At 71.4% G+C, this 12,991-nt stretch carries 11 protein-coding genes; all 11 read left to right on the top strand.

All coding sequences use genetic code 11. The features are described 5' to 3' along the window. Nucleotides 1–163: 163 nt before the first annotated feature. Nucleotides 164–1,363 carry a YihY/virulence factor BrkB family protein gene (locus ACIPVB_RS05930; protein WP_400367595.1) on the top strand — a complete coding sequence of 400 codons (1,200 nt, stop codon included), beginning with the start codon at nucleotides 164–166 and terminating at the stop codon, nucleotides 1,361–1,363. An 80-nt stretch (nucleotides 1,364–1,443) separates the two neighbouring features. Further along, nucleotides 1,444–2,292, top strand: coding sequence for an exodeoxyribonuclease III (locus ACIPVB_RS05925; RefSeq protein WP_400367594.1), 849 nt, complete (start codon nucleotides 1,444–1,446; stop codon nucleotides 2,290–2,292). Between the two features lie 180 nt (nucleotides 2,293–2,472). Continuing rightward, a complete protein-coding gene (trpS, locus tag ACIPVB_RS05920; protein WP_400367593.1) occupies nucleotides 2,473–3,477 on the top strand; it encodes a tryptophan--tRNA ligase in 1,005 nt (334 codons plus the stop codon). Nucleotides 3,478–3,707: 230 nt separating this feature from the next. Continuing rightward, nucleotides 3,708–4,571: an Fpg/Nei family DNA glycosylase gene (locus ACIPVB_RS05915; protein WP_400367592.1), complete on the top strand. Its 864-nt coding sequence runs from the start codon at nucleotides 3,708–3,710 to the stop codon at nucleotides 4,569–4,571. Nucleotides 4,572–4,992: 421 nt separating this feature from the next. Next, nucleotides 4,993–6,048: a bifunctional diaminohydroxyphosphoribosylaminopyrimidine deaminase/5-amino-6-(5-phosphoribosylamino)uracil reductase RibD gene (gene ribD / locus ACIPVB_RS05910; protein WP_400367591.1), complete on the top strand. Its 1,056-nt coding sequence runs from the start codon at nucleotides 4,993–4,995 to the stop codon at nucleotides 6,046–6,048. Then, nucleotides 6,048–6,704 (top strand): riboflavin synthase, encoded by a 657-nt coding sequence (locus tag ACIPVB_RS05905; protein WP_400367590.1) that lies wholly within the window; start codon nucleotides 6,048–6,050, stop codon nucleotides 6,702–6,704. Before ribD ends, ACIPVB_RS05905 begins: the two co-directional genes overlap by 1 nt. Further along, the gene (gene ribA, locus ACIPVB_RS05900; protein ID WP_400367589.1) at nucleotides 6,701–7,969 is read left to right on the top strand and encodes a GTP cyclohydrolase II; all 1,269 of its coding nucleotides are present in this window, start codon (nucleotides 6,701–6,703) and stop codon (nucleotides 7,967–7,969) included. The genes ACIPVB_RS05905 and ribA overlap by 4 nt, the downstream gene beginning before the upstream one ends. Beyond that, the gene (ribH, locus tag ACIPVB_RS05895; protein ID WP_400367588.1) at nucleotides 7,969–8,442 is read left to right on the top strand and encodes a 6,7-dimethyl-8-ribityllumazine synthase; all 474 of its coding nucleotides are present in this window, start codon (nucleotides 7,969–7,971) and stop codon (nucleotides 8,440–8,442) included. Before ribA ends, ribH begins: the two co-directional genes overlap by 1 nt. Before the next feature lie 200 nt (nucleotides 8,443–8,642). Further along, nucleotides 8,643–8,996 (top strand): Fe-S protein, encoded by a 354-nt coding sequence (locus tag ACIPVB_RS05890; RefSeq protein ID WP_400367587.1) that lies wholly within the window; start codon nucleotides 8,643–8,645, stop codon nucleotides 8,994–8,996. 179 nt (nucleotides 8,997–9,175) lie between these two features. Further along, nucleotides 9,176–10,621 (top strand): MFS transporter, encoded by a 1,446-nt coding sequence (locus tag ACIPVB_RS05885; RefSeq protein WP_400367586.1) that lies wholly within the window; start codon nucleotides 9,176–9,178, stop codon nucleotides 10,619–10,621. Nucleotides 10,622–10,876: 255 nt separating this feature from the next. Continuing rightward, complete coding sequence (locus ACIPVB_RS05880; protein ID WP_400367585.1) at nucleotides 10,877–12,757, top strand: ABC transporter ATP-binding protein; 1,881 nt, start codon at nucleotides 10,877–10,879, stop codon at nucleotides 12,755–12,757. Nucleotides 12,758–12,991 lie beyond the last annotated feature (234 nt).

Here is a 12,991-nt window from a genome sequence, read left to right as displayed (position 1 = left end):
TCGGCGTTCCCCGGTCCTTCCCGGGCGCGAGTCGCCATGATTCGTCGCTGCGGGCGGGGTCGCGGCGACAGATCCTGGCGACTCGCGCGGGCGGGATGGGACGGGGGATGCCGGGGACCGGCGCGACGCGAGGGGGCGGCATCCGGTCATCTAGGCTTTTCGGGTGACCGACACGCCCTCCGACCCGCGGCCGCTGCCCGCGGTGCGCGACGACGACACGTCGCTGCGCGATCGGTTGTCCGAGGCGCAGTCGGCCGTGCGCGAACGCCTCGACCAGCCGATCGCGCGGGCCGCGCGGATCGCCCAATGGTTCCCGATCCGGGTGTGGCGGCACTTCCTGCGGCACAACGGCTTCCTGCTCGCGGCGGGGATGAGCTACCAGGGGCTCTTCGCGGTCTTCTCGGCGCTGTACCTCGCCTTCGCGGGCGTGGGGATCTGGCTGGGCGGCAGCAGCGCGGCCATCACCGGGCTCATCCGCATCGTCAACAGCTACATCCCCGGCCTCATCAGCGACAACGGTCTCGTCGACCGCGAGCAGGTCGAGGCCGTCGCGCAAGAGAGCGGCCGCCTGCTCACGGTCACCGGAATCGTCGCCTTCGTGGTCGTCGTGTGGACCGCGATCGGCTTCGTCACGTTCACCCGCCGCGCCGTGCGCGACACATTCGGCCTGCCGTTCGATCTGCGCAACTACGTCATGCTCAAGGCGCGCGACTTCCTGGCCTCCGTCCTCTTCGGCGTCTCGCTGCTGGTGGGCGCCCTGCTCGGTTCCATCACGACGGGCGCCGTCGACCTGGTGTTCGGGCTCATCGGCTGGGATCGCGAAACGCTCGGGTGGTCCATCGGCGCACGCTCGGTCTCGCTCGTCGTCGCCTTCGCGATCAACACGGTCGCCCTCGCCTCGCTCTTCCGCTTCCTCACCGGCACGACGCTGTCGTGGCGCCGGGCCTGGCCGGGGGCCCTCGTGGGCGCCACCGGCATGGTCGTGCTGCAGGTGGCCGCGGGCTTCCTGTTCGTGTACACGCCGTCGAACCCGCTGCTGGCCACCTTCACCGTGCTGATCGGCTTCCTGCTGTGGTTCCGCTTCATCGGAATCGTCATCCTCGTCGCGGCGGCGTGGATCGCCGTGGCCGCGGGGGACCGCGACGTACCGCTGCGCTCCCCGGAGGACCGGCGGGCGATGGAGCAGGCCGCCCTCGTCATCGCCGCGCAGGTGGGCCTGCGCGAGGCCGAGAAGGCCTTGGCCCTGTCGCGCTGGCCGCTGCGCTGGCGGGCGAGGCGACGGGTCGTCGCCGCGGAGAAGACCCTGGCGCGCGCCGAGGCCGACGTGCCCGCCCCGCGACGGATGTCGCTCATCCCCGACTGATCCCGGATGCCGCTCCCCCGCGCGACAGGACGGGCGGGGTCGCGCCGCCCGGTGTCGGAGGCGTTCGTTAGGCTCGGACGGTGGCTCGTTCCGTACGCATCGTCTCGATCAACGTCAACGGCATCCGTGCCGCCGTCCGCAAGGGCATGACCGACTGGCTGGACGCCTCGGAGGCCGACATCGTCGCCCTACAAGAGGTGCGCGCCACGGCCGAGCAGCTGGCTGACGCCCTGCCCGGGTGGCAGATCGTCAACGACGAGGCCCTGCAGAAGGGGCGGGCGGGCGTCGCGATCATCAGCCGTCTCGCCGGCGTCGACACGCGCACGCACCTCGGCCCCGAGCCTCTGGATGCGTCGGGCCGATGGATCGAGACCGACTTCGACATCGATGGAGAGACCCTCACGGTCGTCAGCGCCTACGTGCACAGCGGCGAGGTCGACACCCCCAAGCAGGACGCGAAATGGCTCTTCCTGGATGCCATGGAGCGCCGCCTCGGCGAGCTGAAGACCGAGCGCGAGCTGGCCGTGGTCGTCGGCGACCTCAACGTGGGTCACCGCGAACTCGACATCAAGAACTGGCGCGGCAACCGCAAGAACGCCGGTTTCCTGCCCCGCGAGCGCGCCTACTTCGACCGCTTCTTCGGTCCCGCCGGCGAGCAGGTCGAGGGCGTCGACGGCTCGACCGGCACGGGCCTGGGGTGGATCGACGTCGGTCGACGGGCCATGGGCGAGGTCGAGGGCCCGTACACGTTCTGGTCGATGCGCGGCAAGGCGTTCGACACCGACAGCGGGTGGCGCATCGACTACCACGTGGCCACCCCCGCCCTCGCCGACCGCGTCACCTCCTATCGCGTGGATCGCGCGCCCTCGTACGACACCCGGTGGAGCGACCACTCCCCCGTGATCGTCGACTACACGCTCGGTCGCTGACGCAGGCGCGGCAGCGCCAGCGCGGGCGCATCGCCGGGGGCGCGGGTGCGTCGGCGCGCATCCGGCCGCGCGTATCCGTCGGCGCGCGACGTGCGCGATGCAGCGGATCTCCCGCGGTGCGGCGGCATCCCGATCCTCTCGGCGCGAGGGACCCCCGCGCACGCGGCCTAGGATCGTACGGTGACCACCGAGCGCCTCTACTCCGGAATGCAGCCCTCCGCCGACAGCCTTCAGATCGGCAACTACATCGGTGCCCTGCTGCAGTGGCGCCAGCTGCAGGACGAGTACGACGCCTTCTTCTCGGTCGTCGATCTGCACGCCCTCACGCAGCCCGGCGACCCCGCCGAGCGTCGCGAGAAGACGCGCCGGACGGCCGCGCAGTACATCGCCGCCGGCATCGAGCCCGCGCGTTCCACGCTCTACGTGCAGTCGCACGTCCCCGCGCACGCCGAGCTGCAGTGGGTGCTCGCGACCCTGACCGGCTTCGGCGAGGCCGGGCGCATGACCCAGTTCAAGGACAAGTCGGCCCGATACGGAACGGATGCCACCAACGTCGGCCTGTTCACCTACCCGGTGCTGATGGCCGCCGACATCCTGCTCTATCAGACCGACGTCGTCCCGGTCGGCGACGATCAGAAGCAGCACATCGAACTGACCCGCGACCTCGCCGAGCGCTTCAACCAGCGATTCGGTCAGACCTTCACCGTGCCCACGCCCGTCATCCAGCGCGAGACCGCGCGCATCTACGATCTGCAGAACCCAACGTCGAAGATGTCGAAGTCGGCGGAGTCCGACGCGGGCGTGCTGTGGCTGCTCGACGACCCCGCAGCGAGCGCGAAGAAGATCATGCGCGCCGTCACCGACTCCGAGGGGGCCGTGCGTTTCGACCGCGAGGCCAAGCCCGGCGTGTCGAACCTCCTGGTCATCTACGCGGCACTGACCGGGCGCGAGATCGCCTCCATCGAGGACGAGTACGCCGGCCGCGGCTACGGCGACTTCAAGAAGGGCCTCGCCGAGGTCGTCGTGAGCGAGTTCGAGCCTGTGCGCGCGCGCGCCCTCGAGCTGCTCGACGACCCCGCCGAGCTCGACCGCGTGCTGGCCGTCAATGCCGGGCGGGCGGCATCCGTCGCCGAGAAGACCCTCTCGGACGTCTACGACCGCATCGGACTGCTGCGCCGCGGCTGATCCGCCCGCCGTTCCGCGCAACGGATTCGGATCGGCGCAACGGAATCGGACGTGGCGCCCCGCGGCATCCGATTCCGTTGCACCGGTCCGAATCTGCGACGCGGCACGCGGCGCCGCTGTGGGCGCGAGGACTGCTGCGCGGCGATGATCGCGCGCGGGTGAGGTGGCCGGTGCTCGGCTGGGGTGCAAGGCCCGCCCCCGATGTCGGAGGGGCGTGGCAGCATGGCCGCATGCCGGAGATGCCTGAGGTCGAGGGACTCGTCGAGTTCCTGCGTGGTCGCATCACGGGGCTGCGCATCGACAAGGCCACCGTGTCGGCGATCAACGCGCTGAAAACCTACGATCCGCCGCTGACCGCACTCGTCGGGGCCACCGTCGTCGGTGTGGAGCGGCACGGCAAGTTCGTCGACATCGCGGCCGAGGGTGGCATCCATCTGGTCTTCCACCTCGCCAAGGCGGGATGGCTGCGGTGGTACGACGCCCTGCCCACGACGATCATCAAGCCGGGCAAGACGCCCATCGCGTTGCGCGTCGGGTTCGCCGACGGTTCGGGCTTCGACCTCACCGAGGCCGGCACCAAGAAGTCGCTCGCCGTGTACGCGGTGCGCTCCGTCGGCGAGGTGCCGGGGATCGCCCGCCTCGGTCCCGACCCGTTGAATCCGGACTTCGACCGCGCCGCCTTCGGGGCGCTGCTCGAGGGCCGTCGCACGCAGATCAAGGGCGTGCTGCGCGACCAGTCGATCATCGCGGGGGTCGGCAACGCCTACTCCGACGAGATCCTGCACGCGGCCAAGATGTCACCGTACGCGCTCGCGGCGAACCTCTCGGCAGAAGAGATCGATCGCCTCTTCGCCGCGATGACGGCGACGCTGGCCGAGGCGATCACCGAGGCTCGCGGCAAGCCGCCCGCCGATCTGAAGGACGCCAAGCGGCGCGGCATGCGCGTACACGGCAGACGCGGCGAGGCGTGCCCGGTGTGCGGCGACGAGGTGCGCAGCGTCTTCTTCGCCGATAACTCCCTCGAGTACTGCCCCACCTGTCAGACCGGCGGCAAGCTGCTGGCCGACCGGCGCCTGTCGCGGCTGTTGAAGTAGGCGCGGGTCGCGCCCGGGAGCACCGCGCCCCCGCGGGTGGCCACCCGGCGGATTCACGGGACGCACCCGCCGGCGCCCCGCCTCGAGCCGGCCGACCGCGGCCCGTCGCCTCCCGGGGCGCGGTCCACACGGCAGCACCCCCACGTACCACGAAACGTCGCCGGATGACGGGGGAATGAAACCTCGCACACCGCGTTGACTACACTTCGAAGAGAAACACGTGCTCCGGGGTCGGTGTGAATCCGAACCGGCGGTGACAGTCCGCGAACCCCTCCGCGAAGCGGTGGGGCCGATCCGGTGGAACTCCGGAACCGACGGTGATGCGAGGGTCCGCCCGCGCGAGTCCGGATAGGAGGCAGCACGGACGGCGCGTCGCGCCCTCCCGCTGGCCCTGCCCCGAATCTGCGGGAAGGACAGGGACATGGCATCCGCCGTCGAGATCGACGCCATGCGGCGAGCGCTGCAGCTCGCCCGGCGCGGCCCGCGCGGACTCAATCCGCAGGTGGGTGCCGTCATCCTCTCTCCCGCGGGCGAGGTGCTCGCCGAGGGCTTCCACCGCGGTGCCGGAACGCCCCACGCCGAGGTCGACGCGCTGTCGCGACTCGCCCCCGGAGCGGCGCGGGGCGCGACCGCGGTGGTGACCCTCGAGCCGTGCAACCACACCGGCCGCACCGGCCCGTGCGCCCTCGCCCTGATCGAGGCCCAGGTGGCCCGCGTCGTGCACGCGATCGACGACCCCACCGCGAACGCCGCGGGGGGTGCCGATCGCCTGCGCGCCGCGGGCATCGACGTCGAAGCGGGCGTCGAAGCGGATGCCGCCGACGCGCTGATCCGCGATTGGACCCACCTGCAGCGCACCGGGCGCCCCCACGTCACAGTCAAGTGGGCGCAGAGCCTCGACGGTCGAGCCGCCGCCGACGACGGCAGCAGCCAGTGGATCACGGGTCCCGCCGCGCGCCGTGACGTGCACGAGCGTCGGGCGCGGGCCGATGGCATCGTCGCCGGCACCGGAACGGTCCGCGCGGACGACCCCGCCCTGACGGCCCGCGCGGCCGACGGGACGCTGCTCGACGCCCAGCCGCGGCCCGTCGTCATCGGCGAGAGCGAGATCGCCGCGGATGCCGCGGTGCGCCGCCACCCGCTCGCGCCCCTCTTCTACGCGACCCACGACCTGCACGCGGTGCTGGCCGACCTCGCCGAGCAGGGCGTGCAGCGCGTCTTCGTCGAGGGCGGACCGACGCTGGCGAGCGCGTTCGTGCGCGAGGGCCTGGCCGACGAGCTGCTCGTCTACGTCGCGCCCGTGCTGCTGGGCGGCTCCCGTCTGGCGCTCGGCGACCTGGGCGTGCCCACCATCGACGGCGCACGGCGGCTGGACGTGGCATCCCTGCAGACCCTCGGCGACGACCTGTTGATCGTCGCCGTCCCCCGCCCGAGCGGCCCCGCCGCCGGTACCCACCCGAACAGAGGAGAAGCCTGATGTTCACCGGAATCGTCGAAGAGATCGGCGCCGTCACCGCCGTGGAGCCGTCCGGTGACGGCGTGCGTCTGACCCTGCGCGCACCGCTGTCGGTGTCGGATGCCGGCCACGGCGACTCGATCTCGGTGAGCGGCGTGTGCCTCACCGTCGTCGACCAGGGCGAGGACTGGTTCACCGCCGATGTCATGAAACAGACGCTCGACATGTCGACGCTCGTCGACGTCGCCCCCGGACGCGCCGTCAACCTCGAGCGGGCCACCGCCGCCCACGGCCGCCTCGGCGGGCACATCGTGCAGGGGCACATCGACGGCACCGGCGTGGTGCGCGAGGTGCGACCCGGAGCGCAGTGGAGCGTCGTGCGCGTCGGCATCCCGGCCCACCTCGCCCCGCTGGTGGTGGACAAGGGGTCGATCGCGATCGACGGCGTCTCGCTCACCGTCAGCGCCGTGAGCGGAGCCTCCGAGCCCGAGCCGTGGCTCGAGGTCTCGCTGATCCCCGAGACCCTCGAGGCCACGACCCTCGGCCGCGCCGAAGCCGGCACGCCCGTGAACCTCGAGACCGACATCCTGGCCCGTCATGTCCAGCGCATGCTCGCCTTCCGCACGACAGAGAATCCCGCGGCCACCGCCGCACAGACCGAGAGGGGCTCCCGATGAGCCTGTCCACCATCCCCGAGGCCCTGGAAGCGCTGCGTCAGGGGCGTCCGATCCTGGTCGCCGACGACGAGAACCGTGAGAACGAGGGCGACGTCATCATCTCGGCTCAGCTCGCCACGCCCGAGTGGCTCGCCTGGACCGTCCGCTGGTCCAGCGGCTACGTCTGCGCGCCGATGCCCGCCGAGTGGGCCGACCGCCTCGACCTGCCGCCCATGGTCGAGGTCAACCAGGACGCCCGCGGCACCGCCTACACCGTGAGTGTCGACGCCGCGTCGGGCGTGTCCACCGGCATCAGCGCCGCCGACCGCGCGCACACCCTGACCGTGCTGGCCGATCCCGCGTCGGTGCCCACCAGCCTCATCCGTCCCGGTCACGTGCTGCCGCTGCGGGCGGTCGACGGCGGCGTGCGCGAGCGTGCCGGGCACACCGAGGCCGCGGTCGATCTCATGCGGCTCGCGGGCCTCGAGCCGGTCGGCGCGATCGCCGAGGTCGTCGCCGAAGACGGCAGCATGATGCGCCTGCCCGGGCTGTTCGAGCTCGGCGAGCGCGACGGCATCCCGGTCATCACCATCGAGCAGCTCATCGCCCACCTGAACGAGACCGACCCGCTGCCGGCGACGGCCGCACCCCGGCGCCGCGTGAGCCTGCGCGCGGAGTCGAACGTGCCCACCTCGCACGGGACCTTCCGCTTCCTCGCGTACAAGGACCGCGTCACCGGCACCGACCACCTGGCCGTGGTCTCGGGCGACCTCACCGAGCAGGCTCCCCTCGTGCGCGTGCACTCGGAGTGCCTGACCGGCGAGGCGTTCGGTTCGCTCAAATGCGAGTGCGGTCCGCAGCTGGAGGCCGCCCTCGACACGATCGACCGCGACGGCGGCATCGTCATCTACATGCGCGGACACGAGGGCCGCGGCATCGGCCTCATCAACAAGCTGCGCGCCTACAACCTGCAGGAGCGCGGGATGGACACCGTGGACGCCAACCTCGCCCTGGGGCTTCCCGCCGACGCGCGCGACTACGCCGCCGCCGCCGGCATCCTCGGCGACCTGGGTGTGGAGAAGGTGCGCCTGCTGACCAACAACACCGACAAGGTCGCGCAGCTGCGCGGCTTCGGTCTCGACGTCGTGGAGCAGGTCCCCCTGCTCGTGGGCGTCGGCCCCAACAACCACCAGTACCTCGAGACGAAGCGCGACCGGATGGGTCACATCATCGCCGAGGACGACCTGCGCGAGGCCCTCGCGCACATGAAGGAAGAGAGCGCCTGATGGCCGGTAGTGGAGCACCCGAGACCGGCGGCGTCGACGCGTCGGGACTGAACGTCGTCGTCATCGCCGGCACCTGGCACGAGGTCATCACCGACGGCCTGATCGCCGGGGCGCGAAGGGTCCTGGATGCCACCGGTGCGACGTACCGCGTGGTGCGCGTTCCGGGGTCCTTCGAGCTGCCGGTCGCGGCGAAGGCCGCGCTCGACGGCGGGGCGGATGCCGTGGTCGCCCTCGGCGTGATCATCCGGGGCGGGACGCCGCACTTCGAGTTCGTGTCGTCGGCGGCGACCGACGGCCTGACCCGGGTCGCGCTGGACACGGGCAAGCCCGTCGGCTTCGGCGTGCTGACCCTGGACGACGAGCAGCAGGGCCTGGATCGCGCGGGCCTCGAGGGGTCCAAGGAGGACAAGGGCGAGGAGGCCGCGGACGCGGCCATCCGCACCGCGCTCGTGCTGCGCGAGCTGCGCGGCTGAGGCCGACGGGCCTTCGACGGGCTCAGGGACCACCCTCCGGCGGGCGCTCCGACAGGCTCGGGAACCGCCTTCGACAGGCTCAGCGACGCTGTCCAGATGGCTGAGCCCGTCGAAGCCCCCGGGATCATCGCCCCGGGCGCCGCACGGGGTGAGGAGCGCCTTGCTGGCGTCCCGCGGACGGCATCCCTACCCTGACGGGTATGGAGATCCTGCGGAACGTCGTCGTCCTGGTCCACCTCGTCGGTTTCGCGATCCTCTTCGGCGCCTGGGTCGTCGAGGCGGTCGCGCGTCGCGTGCGCGTGACCCGTCTGATGAACATCGCCCTCGCGATCTCGCTGGTGACCGGTCTGGTCCTGTCGGCTCCGTGGGGTCTGGACCACGACCTCAACTACGCCAAGATCGGCATCAAGCTCGTCGTGCTGCTGGTCATCGGTGCGCTGCTGGGCGTCGGCTCGGCGCGTCAGAAGCGCACGGGGGCCCTCTCTCCCGCGATCTTCTGGCCCATCGGCATCCTGACCCTTCTCAACGCCGCGCTCGCCGTCATCTGGCGCTGAGGCCCGAGGCCGGGCGGCGCTCAGCCGGCGCATAGACTGGAGCGTCGCGACGGACCTCACTCGGGGACGTCGCCGGTGCTTCCGCCCGTGCGCTCCCTCACCACCACCCTCGTGACTGCTGCGCACCACCGCTGCGCCCCACCCCGGACGCGATTGCAGAATCCTCTCGTCAGGCAGTCATGACCACCACATCCCCCTCCGCCCCCGCCGCACCGGCGAACCCGCGCTCGCGCGTCATCACCGCGAGCCTCGTCGGCACCACGATCGAGTTCTACGACTTCTACGCGTACGCCACGGCGGCGGTGCTGGTCTTCCCGATCCTCTTCTTCCCGACCGGCAACGAGACCACCTCGCTGCTGCTGTCGTTCAGCGTCTTCGGCGCCGCCATGGTCGCCCGCCCCCTGGGCGCCGTCGTCTTCGGCCACTTCGGCGACCGCTTCGGACGCAAGGCCACGCTCGTGGCATCCCTGCTCACCATGGGTGTGGCGACGTTCCTCATCGGATGTCTGCCGACGTTCAACGAGATCGGCGTCTGGGCGGCCGTGCTGCTGCTGATCATGCGTCTCGCTCAGGGCTTCGCGCTGGGCGGCGAGTGGTCGGGCGCGGCGCTGGTCGCGACCGAGAACGCGCCGAAGGGCAAGCGCGCCCTGTTCGGCACGTTCCCCCAGCTCGGCGCTCCGATCGGCTTCATCATCGCCAACACGGTGTTCCTGGTGATCAACTTCGCCCTCCCCCACCCCGACGGCACCGCCCAGCGGTCGGCGGAGTTCTTGTCGTGGGGCTGGCGCGTGCCGTTCCTGTTCTCGGCGATCATGGTCATCGTCGGTCTGTACGTGCGTCTCAAGCTCGTCGAGAGCGAGTCCTTCGCCAAGGCCGAGAAGAGCGGCGCGATCCGCAAGTTCCCCCTCGGCGAGGTCGTGCGTCGCAACTGGAAGCAGCTGATCCTCGGCACGTTCATCATGCTGGCGACCTACGTGCTGTTCTACCTGATGACGAGCTTCACGCTGTCGTACGGCACCAAGCCCACCGTCGAGGGCGCGGCCGCCGCGGCCGAGAAGGCGGGGACCGCGTTCGACGCCGCCGCCTACGTGCCGGGACTCGGATTCGGGTACACCGACTTCGTCATCATGCAGATCATCGGCGTGGTGTTCTTCGGGATCTTCACGATGCTCTCGGGCCCCGTCGCCGACGCGATCGGCCGCAAGCGCCTGCTGATCGGGGTCACCCTCGGCATCATCGTGTTCGGTCTGCTGTTCTCGGTGTTCCTGCTGCCCGCGGCCGATCCGAAGTTCACGGGCGCGCTGGTGCAGGCCTTCCTCGTGCTCGGCTTCCTGCTGATGGGCGCGACGTTCGGCCCGATGGGTGCGGTGCTGCCGGAGCTCTTCCCCACCAACACCCGCTACACGGGCTCGGCGATCTCGTACAACGTCTCGTCGATCCTGGGCGCGGCGCTCGCGCCCATCGTCGCGGTCGCCCTGTGGGCGGCGGGCGACGGCAACCCGTGGCTCGTCGGCGTGTACCTCTCGGTCATGGGCGTGCTGACCCTCATCGCGCTGGTGCTCTCGCCCGAGACCAAGGACGTCGACTACGACGACAACATCGCCGCGGCGGCGACCGCGCCGTAACGCCGGGTTTTCGGGACGACGGATGCCACGGGGCCCGGGCCTCGTGGCATCCGTCGTTTCGCGGGTCATCGCGCGGTGATCGTGCCGGGCGGGCCGAACTCCGGAGAGAACACCGGGATCGGCCCCGAACCGGGCGCCCGACGCAGAAGAGCCTCGATTCTCAGGAGTTGCGCTCACCGTCGAACGAGCGCGACCGACGGTGTCCGCGGCGGCAGGTACGGTCGAAGTACCCCTTTCCCTTTCCCGAGGATGAGCATGTCCGTTCCCGCTCCCGCGCGCGGTCGGCGCGGCCGCCGCGCACCCGAGGGCCCCCGCGCCTCGTTCCGCCAACTCCTGCCGTTCCTGCTCGAGCACAAGCGCACGCTCGTCGTCGTCGCCGTGCTGAGCGTCCTCGGCGCGGCCGCCACCCTCGCGCAGCCCCTCGTCGTCGGCCAGGTCATCACGCGCGTGCAGAACAGCGTGCCCCTGGGCGCCCTGGTCTGGCTCCTGGTGGGCTTCGTGGTGCTGTCGTCGGTGATTTCGGGCTGGCAGCACTACCTGCTGCAGCGCACCGGGACGGCGGTGGTGTTCTCGAGCCGCCGACGGCTCATCGCGCGCATCCTGCGCCTGCCCATCAGCGAGTTCGACGCCCGGCGCACCGGCGACCTCGTCTCGCGCGTGGGCACCGACACGACGCTGCTGTACGCCGTCCTCACGCAGGGCCTCGCGGATGCCGTCGGCAACGCCCTCATCCTCGTCGGCGCCGTCATCGCCATGGCCTTCATCGACCCCCTGCTGCTCGGGCTCATCGTCGTGGTCGTCGGCGCCTCGCTCGCGGTGGTCGTCCTGCTCAGCTCGCGCATCCGCTCGGCATCCGCGGATCAACAGCAGAAGGTGGGCGAGCTGTCGTCGGGGGTCGAGCGTGCGGTCGGTTCGATCCGGACCATCCGCGCCGCGGGCGCCACCGATCGCGAGATCGCCGCGGTCACCCGCGACGCCACCGCCGCCTACGCCGCGGGTGTGCGCATCGCGCGGGTCTCGGCGTTCATCGTGCCGATCGCCTTCGTCGCGCTGCAGGTCTCGCTGCTCGTCGTCCTGGGTGTGGGCGGGTACCGCGTGGCATCCGGAGCCATCGACGTGGCCTCGCTCGTGACGTTCGTGATCTTCCTGTTCCTGCTCGTGCAGCCCCTGGCCTCGGCGATCGGGGCGATCACCTCGGTCAACCAGGCGCTCGGCGCGCTCGGGCGCATCCAAGAGGTGCTCGATCTGCCGCTCGAGGACGACGGCGATCGCGCCTCCTCCACACCCCCGGTTCCGGATGCCGCGGCCCTGGCCTTCCGTGACGTGCACTTCCGCTACCCGGACCACGTCGTGAAGGCCCGCGAGGCGGCCGCGGCCGAGGCCCGCTCCGTCCTCGCGCAGGTGCACCTCGAGCCCTCGACCGACGACGAGCCCGCCGAGGTCGTCGAGCACGACCGCGACGTGCTGCGCGGGGTGTCGTTCGAGGTCCCGCGCGGGACGCGGGTCGCCCTCGTCGGCCCCTCGGGTGCCGGAAAGAGCACGATCCTCTCGCTCGTCGAGCGCTTCTACGACCCCACCGAGGGGGCGGTCCTCGTCGACGGCGTCGATGCCCGCGACCTCGCGCGCGACGATCTGCGGGCGCGCTTCGGCTACGTCGAGCAGGACGCCCCGACCCTCGCCGGAACCATCGCCGACAACCTGCGCCTGGCGACCCCCGACGCCACCGACGCGGACTGCGAGCGCGTGCTGCGGGCGGTCAACCTGGGCGACGTGCTCGCGCGCAGCCCCCTCGGCGTCGACGCCCCCGTGGGCGAGGACGGGGTGATGCTGTCGGGCGGAGAACGCCAGCGTCTCGCGATCGCCCGTGCCCTGCTGGCCGCTCCCCCGGTGCTGCTGCTCGACGAGTCGACGTCGTCGCTCGACGGCGTCAACGAGCAACGCATGCGCGAGGCCATCGACGCGGTCGCCGCCGGACGGACGCTGCTGGTCATCGCGCATCGCCTGTCGACGGTCGTCGACAGCGACCTCATCGTCGTGCTCGACCAGGGGCGGGTCGTCGGCCGGGGCACGCACAGCGAGCTCGTGGCATCCACCCCCCTCTACCGCGACCTGGCCAAGCACCAGCTGCTGGTCTGACCGGCGGGCTCTCAGCCCCGCGCGACCCCCTCCCCTCCCCTCCCCCCCCTCTCCGCGCGAGACTGCACGTCGCTGACATTTCGGTTGCAGGATGTCGCCGAGTTGTCAGCGGGATGCAGTCTCGCGGTGCCCCCGGCCGACGGAGGCCGGCACTCCGCACGCGCGAGCGCATTCGTGAGCGCGCCGCGGGCACAGGACGACGCCCCTCCCGTGCGCCAAGAACGGGAGGGGCGT

Source organism: Microbacterium sp. NPDC090007, from assembly GCF_044748345.1.
Taxonomy (GTDB): Bacteria; Actinomycetota; Actinomycetes; order Actinomycetales; family Microbacteriaceae; genus Microbacterium.
This window is presented reverse-complemented; position numbering and strand designations above follow the sequence as displayed.